This is a genomic window from Streptomyces coeruleoprunus (assembly GCF_039542925.1).
In the GTDB taxonomy this organism is placed as follows: domain Bacteria; phylum Actinomycetota; class Actinomycetes; order Streptomycetales; family Streptomycetaceae; genus Streptomyces; species Streptomyces coeruleoprunus.
In genome coordinates, this window is record NZ_BAABIT010000001.1 from 5,697,302 (window position 1) to 5,712,545 (window position 15,244).

Genomic DNA, 15,244 nt, shown 5'->3' on the forward strand with positions numbered 1-15,244 from the left:
GCTCAACGGTAAGGGGGCCCGGTGGAAGCCGAGTTGGTAGCACTGGCGTCGGCAGGGGCGACCGCCCTCGTCCAGCAGATGGTCGGGGACACGTGGGAGCAGGTCAGGGGCCGCGTCGCCGCCTTCTTCGCCCGCCGCTCGGGCCGGGACGTCGAGGCGATCGGCGAGGAACTGGACGACGCCCGGGCCGACCTGGTCGCCGCCGGCGAGTCCGGTGACGAGGACGCGACGGCCGAGGCCCACGCGGACGCCAGGGCCGAGTGGAGGAACCGGATGCGCCGCGCCCTGCGGGACGACCCGCAGGCGGCCGCCGAACTGCGCGCCCTCCTCGACGAGCTGGAGGGCGGGGGCACGACGCCCCAGCAGGTTCACATCGAGACGCACAACACGATCAACGGAGGGGTCTACCACAACACGGTGATCCAGGCCGGTTCGATCGGCCGCCTCGAGCCCGGCGCAGGCCAGGCCCGCTGAAGTCGGCGGGGCGGCTCTCCGTCAACTCCTGTCCTGCCCAGGACCCTCCCAGGGGACATTCTTCCGACTGCGCGCCGTCGGCGTGCCGTGCCCCCTGCCACCAGTCGGATCGGTCCGACCGAGGGGAATGCGTGGAGGTGATGTGAAAGATCGATTAATCCTCCCTCGATGGGGTGAATGCGGCATGCGTCATAACCCGCCTTGGCTGTAACGCGTTAACCCCGGTGCGGGCGAGTGCCCGTGAAATTCTCCGGAAGGCAGGAAGCCATGAGGCACACGCGCCGAAATGGTCTGGTCACTCTGATGGCGACGGGTGGCGCGCTCGCTCTGGCTGCGGGCACCGCGCACTCCGACGCCGACGCGGCCGGTGCCGCGGTCGATTCCCCTGGGGTGATCTCCGGCAACACCGTGCAGCTGCCGGTGGACGTCCCGGTCAACATCTGCGGCAACACGGTGAACGTGGTGGGGCTGCTCAACCCCGCGGCCGGCAACACATGCGTGAACAAGGGCAAGGCGAAGTCCGACGGCGGTCAGCACAAGGACAAGCCCGGAACCCCGCACGGTGGCCCCGGTCACGGCAAGGGTTCCGGCCATGGCAAGGGTCCCGACCACGGCAAGGGCTCCGGCCACGGCAAGGGCTCCGGTCACGGCAAGGGTCCCGACCACGGCAAGGGCCCCGTCGGGGGCAACAGCGGTGGCGCGTCCGCCGACGGCGTGGCGAAGGGCTCGCCCGGCGTGATCTCCGGCAACGGTGTACAGCTGCCCATCGACCTGCCGGTGAACGTCTCCGGCAACTCGGTCAGCGTCGTCGGCCTCGGCAACGCGGTCTTCGGCAACGTCTCCAGCAACGCCTCCAGCAACACGGGCAACAAGCCGCCGGTCCACACCGTCACGCCGCCCAAGCCGGTGGAGCCCAGGACCCCGCCGAAGTCCGACGAGCCCGGCACGCCCCCGAAGCAGGAGACGCCGGCCGCGCCGAAGCCCGGTCCCGCGCCCAAGCACCTGCCCACGCCGCACTCCGGCCCCTCGCGGCTGGCCGACACCGGCGCCGACGACCTGATCGGCTTCGGTCTGCCCGTCGCCGCCGGCATGGTCCTCGCCGGCACGGTCCTCGTCCGCCGCTCCCGCCGGACGGCCGACGGCTCCTGAGCCGCCGCCACCCCGGCCCCGGGGCGTCGGCCGGCGCCCCGCTCACTGCCGCCAGGCCGCCAACACCGCGTCGATGACCGGCGCCACCCGGGTACGGGCCTGGCGGCGGGGGACCCCGTTCATCAGCAGCGCGTCGTACTCGGTGTCGACGTGGCGCACCGACGCCCGTACCGCCGCCGTGACCGCGGCCTCCTCCAGCGCCCGGCCGGCCGCCGTCCGGCCCACGCGCCCGCTGCCCCGCACCGAGGCGTGGGCGGCGATACCGGCGGCGCGCTCCGGCGGACAGCCCGGGAACAGCCGCCGTATCTCGGCCGTCAGCGCGGCCGTGAACCGTATGTCCTGGGCCGCGCGGCGCTCCGCGTCCCTGGCCCGGCGGCGGGCCCGCGCCTCCGCGTCGGCCAGGCACGAGGCCTCCGCCCGCGCCAGGGCGTCCTCCTCCACCAGGATGCCCTGGCGCTCGTAGCGCGTACGGCGCCGGTTGTGCCGGACGACCACCGCCCACAGCTCACTCGCCTCGCGGGCGCGGCGGGTGAGCGCCGCGTCGCCGCGCGGCAGGTACACGAGATGGCCGAGATCCGCACAGGCCAGACACACCGGCGCGGTGAACTCCAGCACCATCCGGCGCAGCGGCCCCCGGCGGCACTCCGTGCAGCGGTGGTGGTGCGGCTTCAGCGGCTCGACGACGACGATCGGATCCCTCGGCATGCGCCCGTACACCTCCCGCCCCACCGTCGGGCAGCCCTCGGCCCGTACCGCGGCCGGTCCCTCGTCGGTCCCGTGGTCCGTCCCCCGGAGGCCCGTAATTCGTTCGATCCGCTGTGCGGGTGTCCGTTACGTTTCCGCTGTGGGGAACACGAAACTCAGTCAGATCATCGCCATCGAAAAGGGCGTCAAGTCCAAGGCGCACCAGGACCTGGCCGCCGCGCACCACGGGCTGCAGAAGCCCGCGCTGCTCGCCGGCATCGCGCGCACGTACCAGCCGAAGGACGAGGAGGGTGAGCAGCTTCCGCCCGAGTCCACGCTGGTGCAGGTCAAGGCCGAGGACGTGCTGCGCGACACCGCCAAGTCGCTGACCAGGCTGTTCGACGTGACCGCCACCAAGGACTGGGCGAACTGCACCGCCCGCGCCGACGTCACCGTCGACGGCCGGGTGCTGGTGGGCGAGGTACCCGTCGCCTATCTCCTCTTCCTGGAGAAGCAGCTGACGGACATCGCCGCGTTCGTCCGCAGGCTGCCGGTGCTGGACGCCGCCGAGTCCTGGTCCCAGGACCCGTCGACCGACGCGTGGAAGACCGAGCCGGTCCGTACGCTGCGGACGAAGAAGGTGCCGCGCAACCACGTGAAGGCCGAGGCCACCGACAAGCACCCGGCGCAGGTCGAGGTGTACTACGAGGACGTGCCCGTCGGTTACTGGACGACGGTGAAGTTCTCCGGCGCCCTGCCCGCCCGGCGGGTCAACGAGCTGCTGGACCGTGTGGAGAAGCTCCAGCAGGCGGTGAAGTTCGCCCGCGAGGAGGCGAACGCCACGGAGGTCACCGACCAGAGGGTGGGTGACGCCGTCTTCGGCTACCTCTTCGGGTAGCCGCCCTGAACTCCCCGGCCGCGGCGCTGTCCGTGGCCGGGGTGCGCGAGGAGCGCAAAGCTGAAGCTGAAGCTTGTCGTGAACCACGCGGCGCCGCACGGACGGCCGTCGCGATGAATCTCAGACTCTCGCTCCAGACTCAGCATGCGCCGCTCATCGCCGGATCGACCGGGCCCGGGCCCCGGTACGTCGAGATGCCGGTTCAACTCCGGCCCGCGGAGCTTCGATCCGCGGTGGTCTAAAGGCATGACGCGACGTCATGAGAATGACCCGGGTCCTCCAAGCTCCGGCGTGTGAAGAGGAGCGGCAACGATGGGGTCCGAGGGCCGGCCATGCCCTCGGACCCCGCTCCTGCTTCCGGGTTCCCCCAGGCCGGCGCGGCCGCTGCCCGCCCGTACGGGTCACTGGCGGTAACCGCCGAGGAAGCGGCCGATCCGGCTGATCGCCGCGTCGAGGTCGTCGGCGTACGGGAGCGTCAGGATCCGGAAGTGGTCCGGGTACGGCCAGCTGAAGCCGGTGCCCTGGACGACCTGGATCTTCTCGCGGAGCAGCAGGTCCAGGACGAACTTCTCGTCGTCGTGGATCCGGTGCACCTTCGGGTCCAGGCGGGGGAACGCGTACAGCGCGCCCTTCGGCTTGACGCAGGACACGCCCGGGATCTCGTTCAGCTTCTCCCAGGCGCGGTCGCGCTGCTCGTACAGCCTGCCGCCGGGCGCGGTCAGCTCGCGGATGGACTGGCGCCCGCCGAGGGCCGCCTGGATGGCGTACTGCGCCGGCGCGTTGGGGCACAGCCGCATGGAGGCGAGCATCGTCAGCCCCTCCAGATAGCTGCGGGCGTGCTGCTTCGGTCCGGTGACGACGAGCCAACCGGAGCGGAACCCGGCCACGCGGTACGTCTTCGACAGGCCGCCGAACGTGAGGACGACCAGATCGGGGCCGAGGGCGGCGGCCGCGTGGTGCACCGCGTCGTCGTAGAGGATCTGGTCGTAGATCTCGTCGGCGAAGACCATCAGGTGGTGGCGGCGGGCCAGGTCCAGGATGCCCTCGATCACCTCGCGCGGATACACCGCGCCGGTCGGGTTGTTGGGGTTGATGATCACGACGGCCTTGGTGCGGTCGGTGATCTTCGACGCCATGTCGTCGAGGTCGGGGTACCAGTCGGCGGACTCGTCGCACAGGTAGTGGACGGGGCGGCCGCCGGCGAGGGTGGTCACGGCCGTCCAGAGCGGGAAGTCCGGGGCGGGGATGAGGACTTCGTCACCGTCCTCGAGCAGTGCCTGGACCGCCATCGAGACCAGCTCGGAGACGCCGTTGCCGAGGAAGACGTCGTCGACGCCGACGTCCGTGAGGCCGAGCGCCTGGTAGCGCTGGGCGACCGCGCGGCGCGCGGAGAGGATGCCGCGCGAATCGGTGTAGCCGTGCGCCTGCGGAAGCATCCGGATCATGTCCTGGAGGATCTCCTCCGGCGCCTCGAACCCGAAGAGGGCCGGGTTGCCGGTGTTCAGCCGCAGCACGCTGTGGCCCGCCTCCTCCAGGGCGTTGGCCTGTTCGATCACCGGGCCGCGGATCTCGTAGCAGACCTCGCTCAGCTTGCTCGACTGCCGGAACTCCATAAGGCGACCTCCCCGGGAACGGTGTTGCTTGGTTTTACCAAGTTCCAGCTTGGAAAGTCCAACAACATGTCTAGACTGCCTCGCATGCCACGTTCCACCGACCGCCGTCGGAGCTATGACCAGTACTGCGCCGCCGCCCGCGCCCTCGACGCCGTGGGCGACCGGTGGACCCTGCTGATCGTCCGGGAACTCCTCGCGGGGCCGCGTCGTTACACCGATCTGCACGCCGATCTGCCGGGCGTCAGCACGGACATGCTCGCCTCCCGCCTCAAGGACATGGAGCGCGACGGCCTGGCCACGCGTCGCCGCCTCCCGCCGCCCTCACCGGCGTACGTGTACGAGCTGACCGACCGCGGCCGCGACCTGCTGCCCGTGCTGCGCGCGCTCGCCACCTGGGGCGCGCCCGCCCTCGACGTGCCACGCCCCACGGACGCCGTACGCGCCCACTGGTTCGCCCTGCCGCTGCTGGGCGCGCTGGAGACCGCGGGCGAGCCGGGCACCGTGGAAGTCCGGCTGGACGAGGGCGTCTTCCACGTACGGACCGGTATGGAACGGGGCTACGGCGACGGACCGGCCGAGGCGCCGGACGTGCGGCTGCGCATGGACGCCGCGACCTGCGCGGCGATCGGCCGCGGCGAACTGGCCGTCGCCGACGCGGTGAAGGCCGGGCGGATCGAGGCGACGGGCGCGGGCCCGCTGGCGTCGGCGCTCGGCGTGCCGACCGGTGTCTGACGTCGACGCTCGGCGTGACCGCCGGTGTCTGACGCCGGCGCTCGGCGTGACCGCCGGTGTCTGACGCCGGCGCTCGGCGTGACCACCGGCATCTGACGCCGACGCTCCGCGTGCCGACCGGCACTTGACGTCGGCCTCCGCGTGGCGACGGGCACATGGCGTCGGCGCTCGACGTGCCGACAGGCACCTGGCGTTACGCGCGGGAGTGTGCCTTCAGCGCCTCGGCGAGCCGGTCCCGGGCCGCCGTCTGCGCGGCGATCCGGGCGTCCAGGACCGCGAGCCGCTCCCGGGCGATCTCCAGCCCGCGCTCCGACGGCGGGGCGGCGGCGACGTCCCCGTCCAGGCAGGCGCTGAACGCGGCCACGTCCTCCAACGTCAGCCCCGCGTCCAGCAGATGGCGGATGTTGCGGACCCGGACGAGCGTGCCCGCCCCGTACACGCGGTAGCCGTTGGAGGCACGGGACGACCAGATCAGGCCCTGCTCCTCGTAGTGGCGCAGGGCCCGGGGCGTCGTCCCCGTCGCCTTCGCCAGCTCCCCTATGCGCATGCCCCAGTGGTACCACGTGCCTCACGCCACGACGGCGCCCCCGTCCACGGGAAGCACCGTGCCCGTCACGAACGAGGCCTCCGGCGAGGCGAGCCGGGTGATGGCCCAGGCCACCTCCTCCGGGCGGCCGATCCGCCCCAGCGGCGTGTGCGCCACCTGCCACGCCCGCATCCCGGCCAGCTGCTCCGGCGTGAGCCCCGCGTGCTCGCCCATCGGCGTCTCCACCGCGCCGGGCGCCACGGCCACGACACGGACGCCCCGGGGCGCCAACTCCACGGCCCAGCTACGGGTCAGCAGCTCCAGGGCGGACTTCGTCGCCGCGTACACGGCGTTGCCGGGCCAGGCCCGCTGCCCCACCGACGTGGTGACGTTCACGACGACACCGCGCGCCTCCTCCAGGGCGGGAAGCGCGGCCTGCGTGAGCAGCAGCGGAGCCACCAGGTTCGTGGCCAGCTGCGGCGCCACGCTCTCACGCGTGTACGCGCCGAGGCGGCCGGTACCCACGATCGCCGCGTTGTTGACGAGGACGTCCAGGCGCCCGTACGCGTCGAGGGCGGCGCGCACGACGGCCTGCGGGGCGCCGTCCTCCGTGACGTCGGCGACCAGGGGCGTGATCCGGCCGGGGTGGTCCCGCGCGGTCTCGGCCAGCGGCTCGGCGCGGCGGCCCACGGCGAACACGTGCGCGCCCTGCGCGGCGAAGGCCCGGGCTGTGGCCCGGCCGATACCGGTGCCCGCACCGGTGATGACGACGACACGCTCGGGGACGGGAACGGAAGAACTGTTCATGGCACCGATCCTCGAACCCTGCCACCAGCGGCAGGGTCAAGCCGGCGCCTTGGCAGGATGGGGGCGTGGGACTGGAACCGATCACCTGGGAACGGCTGGCCGACGCCCTCGCGGCGCACGTGGACGGCGGACGGCCCGGCGACGGCGGGCCCTGGCTGAAGGTCGCCGTCGACGGCCCGTCGGCCGCCCGGCCGGGCGACCTGGCCGAGGCCGTCGCGGAGGAGCTGCGGACGCGGGGGCGGCCCGTACTGGCCGTGGGCACGGGCGGGTTCCTGCGGCCGGCGTCGCTGCGGTTCGAACACGGCAGGGAGGACCCCGACGCGTACTACAGCGGCTGGTTCGACGTCGCCGCGCTGTGGCGGGAGGTGTTCGGGCCGCTGGAACCGGGCGGGAGCGGGCGGGTCCTGCCCGACCTGTGGGACCCGGTCACCGACCGCGCGACCCGCTCCCCGTACCGGGAGCTGGCCCCCGGCGGCGTCCTGGTGCTGCACGGCCCGTTCCTGCTGGGGCACTGGTTCCCCTTCGACCTGACGGTCCACCTGCGGCTGTCGCGGGCGGCGCTGGCGCGGCGGACGCAGGAGCGGTGGACGCTGCCGGCGTTCGACCGGTACGAGGCGGAGGTGGGCCCGGCGGAGGCGGCGGACGTCACCGTCCGCGCGGACGACCCCCGCCACCCGGCGTGGACGGGCCTGCCATAGCGACCGGCGGCCACGGGCCCGCCCCGACGAACCGCCCTTTTCCCGCCACCCCGGCCGGGGGCGGCCCCCGCCCCTACTGAGGGGTGAGCCACCCCCGGACCCACCCACCGTCGTGGTGCGCGGAGCCCCGGGCCGGGGAGCCGCTCCTCACACCGGGCGGCCGCCCAGCCCGGTGACGGCCACCGCGCCCGCGCGGCAGCCCGCCTCCGCGGCCTCGCGGGCGTCCGCGCCGGCCAGGCGGGCCGCGAGGAACCCGCCCGTGAACGCGTCGCCCGCGCCCGTGGTGTCGAGCGCCGTCGCCGAGGGCGCCGGGACCCGGGCGACGAGTTCGCCGTCGGCCGCCACCAGCGCGCCCTTGGGCCCCAGCGTCACCACGACCAGCGGAAAGCGGCCCGACAGGGTGGCGGCCGCGGCCTCGGGGGAGCGCCGCCCGCTCAGCAGCGCGGCCTCGTCGGCGTTCGGGAGCAGCACGTCCCCACCGTCCACGGCGTCCAGGAAGCGGGCCGGCCCCAGCTCGGCGAGGAAACCGGCCGACGCCGGGTCCACGCTCACCGGCACCCCCCGCTCCCGGGCCGCCGTGAGCGCCACCCCCGCGGCCTCGCGGCTGGTCCCCGCGAAGAACAGGTAGCCGGACAGGTGCAGATGGCCCACGCCGTCCAGCAGCCCGGGCGACCAGTCGGCCGGCGAGAGCCGCAGCGCCGCACCGCTGTCCGTCAGGAACGTGCGCTCGGCGCCCGCCTGGGCGTCGACCAGCGCCACGACCGTCGCGGTGGGCGCGTCCGGATCGGTGACGAGCAGCGGCCGCACCCCGGCCCGCCGCAGCGCGGCCTCGTGCCAGGACGCCCCGTCGGCGCCCACGCGTCCCAGGATCCGCACGTCCTCGCACCCGGAACGCGCCGCCCAGCACGCCGCGTTGGCCCCGGCACCGCCCGGCAGCAGCCGTATCCGCGCGGCCGTGTCCGTGCCGGGCGCCAGCGGCTTGCCGTGCCGGGCCACGACGTCGGTGACGACGTCCCCGACGACCAGCAGCCCGCTCACCGCGGCGCCCGCGTCCGCATGGCGCGCGCCGCCGACGCCCAGGCCGTGGCGATCCGCGCCGCCAGCCGCACGTTGCCCCGTACCGCCGCCAGATTGGCCTCCAGCGACGCCCCGTCCGTGTGCCGCGTCAGATACTCCAGCAGGAACGGGGTGACCGCCTGTCCGCCGATGCCCCGCTCCCGGCACTCCGCGAGACCGCGCGCCAGCACCCGGTCGTGCAGCGCCGGGTCCAACTGCTCGTCCTCCGGCACCGGATTGGCGACGATCAGCGCGGCCTCGGGCCCGCCCAGCGCGTCCTGCGCCCGTATGACCGCGGCGACCTCCTCCGGCGTCCACACGGTCCAGTCGACGGGCTCGCCCGACGACGCCAGGTAGAACCCGGGGAACCGGTCCGTCCCGTACCCGAGCACCCCGACGCCCAGCGTCTCCAGCCGCTGCAGCGTCGCCGGCACGTCGAGGATGGACTTCACGCCCGCGCACACCACCGCGATCCGCGTGCCCGCCAGCAACCGCAGGTCGGCCGACTCGTCCTGGGTCTCCGTCCACGCGCGGTGCACCCCGCCGAGGCCGCCCGTCGCGAACACTCGGATGCCCGCCCGCGCCGCCAGGAACGCCGTCGCCGACACCGTCGTCGCCCCGCTCGCCCCCGCCGCGACGGCCGGCGCCAGATCGCGGTGGCCCAGCTTGCGGACGGCCGGGTCCGACGCCACCCGCTCCAGCTGCGCCTTGTCCAGCCCCACCCGGGGCACCCCGTCCAGGACGGCGATCGTCGCCGGGACGGCGCCACCGGCCCGTACCAGCGACTCCAACTCCTCGGCGACGGCCAGATTGCGCGGCCGGGGCAGGCCGTGCGCGATGATCGTCGACTCCAGGGCGACGACGGGCCGGTGCGCGGCCAGCGCCTCGCGCACCTCTTCGGACAACATCACTGTGGTCTCGGACATGACCCATCCCTGGCGCACCCGGCGTACCCCCAAACCTCACCCGTCCCGCCTCTACGCTGACCCCCATGCGAACCCCCACGGCGCGGTACTTCTACGACGATCTGGCCGCGGACTACGACCTGATGTACGCGGACTGGGACACGAGCGTCGTACGGCAGGGCGTCGCCCTGGACGACCGCATCACCCGGGCCCTGGGCCCCGGCGGGCACGACGTGCTCGACTGCGCCTGCGGCATCGGCACCCAGGCGCTCGGGCTGGCCGCACGCGGGCACCGCGTCACCGGCACCGACCTGAGCCCGGTGGCGGCCGCGCGGGCCGCCCGGGAGGCCGCCGCCCGCGGCCTGCGCCTGGCCGCCGGCGCCGCCGACATGCGGGCCCTGCCCCTGCGCGACGCCTCCTTCGACGTGGTGGTCTGCGCCGACAACTCGCTGCCGCACCTGCTCACGCCGGACGACGTCCGCACCGCCCTCGCGGAGATGCGCCGCGTGCTGCGGCCGGGCGGACTGCTGCTGGTCACGACCCGCCCGTACGACGCCCTGCGCGCCGAGCGGCCCCTCTCGACCCCGCCGGCCGTGCGCACCGGGCCCGACGGGCGCAGCGTCACCTTCCAGCTGTGGCACTGGCACGACGACGGCGAGCACTACGACCTGGAGCTCTTCCAGCTACGGCCCGGCACGGCCGAGACCCCGGCCCCCGACGGCGGCCTCGCGCCGGAGCACGACCAGTGGGTCACGACCGTGCGCCGGGCCACCTACTGGGCGCTCACCCGCGACCGGCTGACGGCACTGGCCACGGAGGCGGGCCTGCACTCCACCGCATGGCACGACCCCGAGGAGACGGGCTTCTTCCAGCCGATGCTGACAGCCCACCGCTGACCACACCGCCGGCCGCCGCGCCCCTCCCCGGCGGGGCTCAGAACAGCGGCTGCGGCAGCACCCCCTCCAGCTCCAGCAGCCGTCGCTTCGTCTCCAGGCCGCCCCCGAACCCGCCCAGGCCCCCGTCGCTCTCCACCACCCGGTGGCACGGCACCACCACCGGCAACGGATTGGCGCCCATCGCCGCGCCGACCGCCTGGGCGCCGTCGGGCCGGCCCACCCGCCGGGCCAGCTCCCCGTACCCGACGACCGTCCCGTACGGGACGGTCGTGGCCAGCTCCCGCAGCACCTGACGGGTGAAGCCGCCCGTCAGCGACCAGTCCAGCGGCAGCCGGAACTCGTGCAGGTCCCCCGCGAAGTACGCCTCCAGCATCCGTATCGGCTCGGCCAGCCTGCCCGTCGCGTCCTCCACCGGCTCCGCGCCCAGCCGCCCCGCCAGGCCCTCCACCGCCCGCTCCCGCACCGCGCCGTCGGCGTGGAACACGACGGTGACCAGCCCCTCGCCGGTGGCGGCCAGCAGCAGCGGACCGATGTCGCTCCCGACGACGGCCCATTCCACGGTCGGCCCCCCGACCCGCACACAGCTGTCCATGTCCGCCACGGTACGCGCGGCCACTGACAACGCCCCGCCCTCCGCCCGGACCGTTCCCCTCCGCGCGGACGTGCCCGCCCCGACCTCCCCGCCCCGGGCTTGCACCGCCCGGCCGCGCGGGGCGCCCCGCCGGTCGGCTAACCTCCGCTTTTGAATTCGTCCGGTGCTCGGTACGCACCATGGCCTCGGCCCCGTACCAGCCGGTACACATGGCATCGACACAGCGACGGGGCACGAGGGGTGAGGGGCAGGCGGCTATGCAGGGCACTGTCGACGGATTCAGCCACGGCCTCGTCACACCCGTGGTGGCCTATCTGATGGCCTGCCTGGGCGGGGCGCTCGGCCTGCGCTGCACCACCCGGTCGGTGCGCCATCGCGGAGCGTTCAGCCCCGGCTGGCTCGCGCTCGGGGCGACCTCGATCGGCGCCGGCATCTGGACCATGCACTTCATCGCTATGACGGGCTTCAGCATCGCCGAGGTCCCCGTCGACTACGACCGGCCCACCACGTTCGCCAGCCTCGCCGTCGCGATCCTCATGGTCGGCATCGGGATCTTCATCGTGGGACTGCGCGGCCCGACCAGGATGGCCCTCGTCACCGGCGGCACCATCACGGGACTCGGCATCGCCACCATGCACTACCTCGGCATGGCGGGAATGCGGCTCCAGGGCCGCATCGAGTACGACACCCCCACCGTCGCCCTCTCCGTGGTGGTGGCCGTCGTGGCGGCCACGTCGGCCCTGTGGGCGGCCGTCTCGGTCCACGGCTTCCTGCCCAGCCTGGGCGCCAGCCTCGTCATGGGCCTCGCGGTGACCGGCATGCACTACACCGGCATGGCCGCCGTCAGCGTGCACCTCCACCCCGACGACGCCGTGGACGCGGTCGCCCTCGACACGATGGGCACCCTGGACGCCGCCGGCGCCATGGACGCGATGGCGGCCGGCGCCCCCACGGCCGTGTCGCTGCTCGCCCCGATGCTCGTCGGCCCGGTCGTCTTCCTGCTGCTCGCCGCCATCGCGGTGATGTTCGACCCGCTCCTGGTGAGCGGGGGCGGCCACCCGGGCGCCGGACCGGGCGGCCACGACGCCTACCGGCCCGGGATCCCGGCGCAGCGCCACCGGGACATGCAGCGCGACGCGCACCGCGCGACCCGGTTCCGCGACCGCTGAGCACACGCCGGGCGGGCCCCGCGGGCCCATGGGCGCCGCCATCAGGACCCGACTGTCAGTGGGGGGTCGTACGGTGGTCTCATGCGGCCCGTATCCCAGATCGAACGCTCGGTGGCGCCCTTCGAGGTCGTCAGCCCGTACCAGCCCAGCGGTGACCAGCCCACGGCCATCGACGACCTCGAGCGGCGCATCCGCGCAGGTGAGAAGGACGTCGTCCTGCTCGGTGCGACCGGCACCGGCAAGTCCGCCACCACCGCGTGGATGATCGAGCGGCTCCAGCGCCCCACCCTGGTGATGGCCCCGAACAAGACGCTGGCCGCCCAGCTGGCCAACGAGTTCCGGGAGCTGCTGCCGAACAACGCCGTCGAGTACTTCGTGTCGTACTACGACTACTACCAGCCCGAGGCGTACGTCCCGCAGTCGGACACCTACATCGAGAAGGACTCCTCGATCAACGAGGAGGTGGAGCGGCTGCGCCACTCCGCGACGAACTCGCTGCTGACCCGCCGCGACGTGGTCGTCGTGGCGTCGGTGTCCTGCATCTACGGCCTCGGTACGCCGCAGGAGTACGTCGACCGGATGGTGCCCCTCAAGGTCGGCGAGGAGGTCGACCGGGACGAGCTGCTGCGCCGCTTCGTCGACATCCAGTACACGCGCAACGACCTGGCGTTCACGCGCGGCACGTTCCGGGTCCGCGGCGACACGATCGAGATCTTCCCGGTCTACGAGGAGCTGGCCGTCCGCATCGAGATGTTCGGCGACGAGATCGAGGCGCTGTCCACGCTGCACCCGCTCACGGGCGAGGTCATCAGCGAGGACCGCGAGCTGTACGTCTTCCCGGCCAGCCACTACGTGGCGGGCCCGGAGCGCATGGAGCGCGCCGTCAACGGCATCGAGCGCGAGCTGGAGGAGCGCCTCGCCGAGCTGGAGAAGCAGGGCAAGCTGCTGGAGGCCCAGCGGCTGCGCATGCGCACCACGTACGACATCGAGATGATGCGCCAGATCGGCTCCTGCTCCGGCATCGAGAACTACTCGATGCACTTCGACGACCGCGAGCCCGGCTCCCCGCCCAACACCCTCCTCGACTACTTCCCCGAGGACTTCCTCCTCGTCATCGACGAGTCCCACGTGACCGTGCCGCAGATCGGCGCGATGTACGAGGGCGACGCCTCCCGCAAGCGCACCCTCGTCGACCACGGCTTCCGGCTGCCGTCCGCGCTCGACAACCGGCCCCTGCGCTGGGAGGAGTTCCAGGAGCGCATCGGCCAGACCGTCTACCTGTCGGCGACGCCCGGACCGTACGAGCTGTCCCGCTCCGACGGCTTCGTCGAGCAGATCATCCGCCCCACCGGCCTCGTCGACCCGGAGGTCGTCGTCAAGCCCACCGAGGGCCAGATCGACGACCTGGTCCACGAGATCCGCCTGCGCACCGAGCGCGACGAGCGCGTCCTGGTCACCACGCTCACGAAGAAGATGGCCGAGGACCTGACGGACTACTTCCTCGAACTGGGCATCCAGGTCCGCTACCTCCACAGCGACGTCGACACGCTGCGCCGCATCGAGCTGCTGCGCGAGCTGCGCAGCGGCGAGTACGACGTCCTGGTCGGCATCAACCTGCTCCGCGAGGGGCTCGACCTCCCCGAGGTCTCCCTCGTCGCCATCCTGGACGCCGACAAGCAGGGCTTCCTGCGCTCCGGGACCTCGCTCATCCAGACCATCGGCCGCGCGGCGCGCAACGTCTCCGGCCAGGTCCACATGTACGCGGACACCATCACGCCCGCCATGGCCCAGGCCATCGACGAGACCAACCGCCGCCGCGAGAAGCAGGTCGCGTACAACGAGGCCAACGGCATCGACCCCCAGCCGCTCCGCAAGAAGATCAACGACATCGTCGCGACCATCGCGCGCGAGGAGATCGACACCGAGCAGCTGCTCGGCACGGGATACCGGCAGGGGAAGGACGGCAAGGGCGCCAAGTCCCCCGTACCGTCCCTCGGCACGACGGCCAAGGCCGCCAAGACCGGCGGCAAGGGCACCAAGGCGGGCAAGGCCGCCGCGGGCAAGGGCGCCCTGGTGAGCGACCGCCCCGCCGCCGAACTCGCCGGGATCATCGAGGAGATGACCGAGCGCATGCGGGCCGCCGCCGCGGAGCTGCAGTTCGAGGTCGCCGCCCGGCTGCGCGACGAGGTGAGCGAACTGAAGAAGGAGCTGCGGCAGATGAAGGAGGCCGGCATCGCCTGACGGGCGATGCCCTGCGGGCCCCGCAAGGGGCACCGGCAGGCAGTGTGTTGCAACACCGATACAAAAGGGAACCCGCCCTGATGCCGTCGCCGCGCCCCTGCGTAGGGTGCTGTGGAACCGCGCACGGCACCCAGAATCGGGCAGCGGGGAACGCAAAGAGAGGGGACAGCGCGTGACGGTCAACTTGGCCAAGGGTCAGGCCATCAGCCTGCAGAAGAGCGACGGGGGGACCCTGACCGCGGTGCGGATGGGGCTCGGCTGGCAGGCGGCGCCGCGCCGCGGTCTGTTCGGTTCGCGGACCCGGGAGATCGACCTGGACGCGTCGGCGGTGCTGTTCGCCGACAAGCAGCCGGTCGACGTGGTGTTCTTCCGCCACCTGGTCAGCGACGACGGCTCCGTACGCCACACCGGCGACAACCTGGTCGGCGGCGCCGGCCAGGGCGGGGACGACGAGGCCATCCTCGTCGACCTCCAGCGCGTCCCGGTCCACATCGACCAGATCATCTTCACGGTGAACTCCTTCACCGGCCAGACGTTCCAGGAGGTGCAGAACGCCTTCTGCCGCCTCGTGGACGAGACGAACGGCCAGGAGCTGGCCCGGTACACGCTGGCCGGCGGCGGCCAGTACACCGCGCAGATCATGGCGAAGGTGCACCGCTCCGGCAGCGCCTGGCAGATGACCGCCATCGGCTCGCCGGCCAACGGTCGCACCTTCCAGGACCTGATGCCGGCGATCATGCCGCACCTGTAGGCATCCACCACCGCACACCACACGCACACCGACGTACCGCAGCTCCCGGAGGC

General features: G+C 73.2%; 16 protein-coding genes. 9 read left to right on the forward strand and 7 right to left on the reverse strand.

Features of this window, described 5'->3' with window-relative positions; translation table 11 throughout:
- Positions 1-21 precede the first annotated feature (21 nt).
- Together ABEB09_RS25440 and ABEB09_RS25445 are read left to right on the forward strand one after the other, a co-directional pair.
- Positions 22-474 carry a hypothetical protein gene (locus ABEB09_RS25440; RefSeq protein WP_345692230.1) on the forward strand — a complete coding sequence of 151 codons (453 nt, stop codon included), beginning with the start codon at positions 22-24 and terminating at the stop codon, positions 472-474.
- A 303-nt stretch (positions 475-777) separates the two neighbouring features.
- Complete coding sequence (locus ABEB09_RS25445) at positions 778-1,623, forward strand: chaplin (protein ID WP_345692231.1); 846 nt, start codon at positions 778-780, stop codon at positions 1,621-1,623.
- A 42-nt stretch (positions 1,624-1,665) separates the two neighbouring features.
- Here the strand turns inward: ABEB09_RS25445 and ABEB09_RS25450 are convergent, their stop codons facing one another.
- The gene (locus ABEB09_RS25450; protein ID WP_345692232.1) at positions 1,666-2,328 is read right to left on the reverse strand and encodes a DUF2293 domain-containing protein; all 663 of its coding nucleotides are present in this window, start codon (positions 2,326-2,328) and stop codon (positions 1,666-1,668) included.
- A gap of 139 nt (positions 2,329-2,467) precedes the next feature.
- Here ABEB09_RS25450 and ABEB09_RS25455 point away from each other — a divergent pair, with 139 nt between their 5' ends.
- Entirely contained in the window at positions 2,468-3,205 is a 738-nt protein-coding gene (locus ABEB09_RS25455) for a DUF7873 family protein (protein WP_345692233.1), read from the forward strand.
- 401 nt (positions 3,206-3,606) lie between these two features.
- On the opposite strand, the gene ABEB09_RS25460 is transcribed toward ABEB09_RS25455, so the two are convergent.
- Complete coding sequence (locus ABEB09_RS25460) at positions 3,607-4,818, reverse strand: pyridoxal phosphate-dependent aminotransferase (RefSeq protein WP_345692234.1); 1,212 nt, start codon at positions 4,816-4,818, stop codon at positions 3,607-3,609.
- A gap of 66 nt (positions 4,819-4,884) precedes the next feature.
- Between ABEB09_RS25460 and ABEB09_RS25465 the strand changes: the two genes are divergently transcribed.
- Positions 4,885-5,550: a winged helix-turn-helix transcriptional regulator gene (locus ABEB09_RS25465; RefSeq protein WP_380840089.1), complete on the forward strand. Its 666-nt coding sequence runs from the start codon at positions 4,885-4,887 to the stop codon at positions 5,548-5,550.
- Between the two features lie 193 nt (positions 5,551-5,743).
- On the opposite strand, the gene ABEB09_RS25470 is transcribed toward ABEB09_RS25465, so the two are convergent.
- Both ABEB09_RS25470 and ABEB09_RS25475 read right to left on the reverse strand, forming a co-directional pair.
- Complete coding sequence (locus ABEB09_RS25470; RefSeq protein WP_345692236.1) at positions 5,744-6,097, reverse strand: MerR family transcriptional regulator; 354 nt, start codon at positions 6,095-6,097, stop codon at positions 5,744-5,746.
- 21 nt (positions 6,098-6,118) lie between these two features.
- Positions 6,119-6,883, reverse strand: coding sequence for an SDR family NAD(P)-dependent oxidoreductase (locus ABEB09_RS25475; RefSeq protein ID WP_345692237.1), 765 nt, complete (start codon positions 6,881-6,883; stop codon positions 6,119-6,121).
- Positions 6,884-6,948: 65 nt separating this feature from the next.
- Here ABEB09_RS25475 and ABEB09_RS25480 point away from each other — a divergent pair, with 65 nt between their 5' ends.
- The gene (locus ABEB09_RS25480; RefSeq protein WP_345692238.1) at positions 6,949-7,581 is read left to right on the forward strand and encodes a nucleoside/nucleotide kinase family protein; all 633 of its coding nucleotides are present in this window, start codon (positions 6,949-6,951) and stop codon (positions 7,579-7,581) included.
- Positions 7,582-7,728: 147 nt separating this feature from the next.
- On the opposite strand, the gene ABEB09_RS25485 is transcribed toward ABEB09_RS25480, so the two are convergent.
- A complete protein-coding gene (locus ABEB09_RS25485; RefSeq protein ID WP_345692239.1) occupies positions 7,729-8,619 on the reverse strand; it encodes a carbohydrate kinase family protein in 891 nt (296 codons plus the stop codon).
- Positions 8,616-9,563: a pseudouridine-5'-phosphate glycosidase gene (locus ABEB09_RS25490; RefSeq protein ID WP_345692240.1), complete on the reverse strand. Its 948-nt coding sequence runs from the start codon at positions 9,561-9,563 to the stop codon at positions 8,616-8,618. Before ABEB09_RS25490 ends, ABEB09_RS25485 begins: the two co-directional genes overlap by 4 nt.
- Before the next feature lie 65 nt (positions 9,564-9,628).
- Between ABEB09_RS25490 and ABEB09_RS25495 the strand changes: the two genes are divergently transcribed.
- Positions 9,629-10,438 (forward strand): class I SAM-dependent methyltransferase, encoded by an 810-nt coding sequence (locus tag ABEB09_RS25495; protein ID WP_345692241.1) that lies wholly within the window; start codon positions 9,629-9,631, stop codon positions 10,436-10,438.
- A 37-nt stretch (positions 10,439-10,475) separates the two neighbouring features.
- Here ABEB09_RS25495 and ABEB09_RS25500 read toward each other — a convergent pair whose 3' ends face one another.
- Positions 10,476-11,030: a methylated-DNA--[protein]-cysteine S-methyltransferase gene (locus ABEB09_RS25500; protein ID WP_345692242.1), complete on the reverse strand. Its 555-nt coding sequence runs from the start codon at positions 11,028-11,030 to the stop codon at positions 10,476-10,478.
- A 257-nt stretch (positions 11,031-11,287) separates the two neighbouring features.
- On the opposite strand from ABEB09_RS25500, the gene ABEB09_RS25505 reads away from it, so the two are divergent.
- From ABEB09_RS25505 to ABEB09_RS25515, 3 genes are all read left to right on the forward strand, one after another.
- Complete coding sequence (locus ABEB09_RS25505; RefSeq protein ID WP_345692243.1) at positions 11,288-12,199, forward strand: MHYT domain-containing protein; 912 nt, start codon at positions 11,288-11,290, stop codon at positions 12,197-12,199.
- 81 nt (positions 12,200-12,280) lie between these two features.
- The gene (gene uvrB, locus ABEB09_RS25510) at positions 12,281-14,440 is read left to right on the forward strand and encodes an excinuclease ABC subunit UvrB (protein ID WP_345692244.1); all 2,160 of its coding nucleotides are present in this window, start codon (positions 12,281-12,283) and stop codon (positions 14,438-14,440) included.
- Positions 14,441-14,612: 172 nt separating this feature from the next.
- The gene (locus tag ABEB09_RS25515) at positions 14,613-15,191 is read left to right on the forward strand and encodes a TerD family protein (RefSeq protein WP_345692245.1); all 579 of its coding nucleotides are present in this window, start codon (positions 14,613-14,615) and stop codon (positions 15,189-15,191) included.
- Positions 15,192-15,244: the final 53 nt, after the last annotated feature.

Bases quoted from the DNA above. Each gene is read 5' to 3' on its own strand.
- ABEB09_RS25445 (WP_345692231.1), top strand. From the start codon at position 778: ATGGCGACGGGTGGCGCGCTCGCTCTGGCTGCGGGCACCGCGCACTCC.
- ABEB09_RS25450 (WP_345692232.1), bottom strand. From the start codon at position 2,328: ATGCCGAGGGATCCGATCGTCGTCGTCGAGCCGCTGAAGCCGCACCAC.
- ABEB09_RS25460 (WP_345692234.1), bottom strand. From the start codon at position 4,818: ATGGAGTTCCGGCAGTCGAGCAAGCTGAGCGAGGTCTGCTACGAGATC.
- ABEB09_RS25465 (WP_380840089.1), top strand. From the start codon at position 4,885: ATGTCTAGACTGCCTCGCATGCCACGTTCCACCGACCGCCGTCGGAGC.
- ABEB09_RS25470 (WP_345692236.1), bottom strand. From the start codon at position 6,097: ATGCGCATAGGGGAGCTGGCGAAGGCGACGGGGACGACGCCCCGGGCC.
- ABEB09_RS25475 (WP_345692237.1), bottom strand. From the start codon at position 6,883: ATGAACAGTTCTTCCGTTCCCGTCCCCGAGCGTGTCGTCGTCATCACC.
- ABEB09_RS25490 (WP_345692240.1), bottom strand. From the start codon at position 9,563: ATGTCCGAGACCACAGTGATGTTGTCCGAAGAGGTGCGCGAGGCGCTG.
- ABEB09_RS25495 (WP_345692241.1), top strand. From the start codon at position 9,629: ATGCGAACCCCCACGGCGCGGTACTTCTACGACGATCTGGCCGCGGAC.
- ABEB09_RS25500 (WP_345692242.1), bottom strand. From the start codon at position 11,030: ATGGACAGCTGTGTGCGGGTCGGGGGGCCGACCGTGGAATGGGCCGTC.
- ABEB09_RS25505 (WP_345692243.1), top strand. From the start codon at position 11,288: ATGCAGGGCACTGTCGACGGATTCAGCCACGGCCTCGTCACACCCGTG.
- uvrB (WP_345692244.1), top strand. From the start codon at position 12,281: ATGCGGCCCGTATCCCAGATCGAACGCTCGGTGGCGCCCTTCGAGGTC.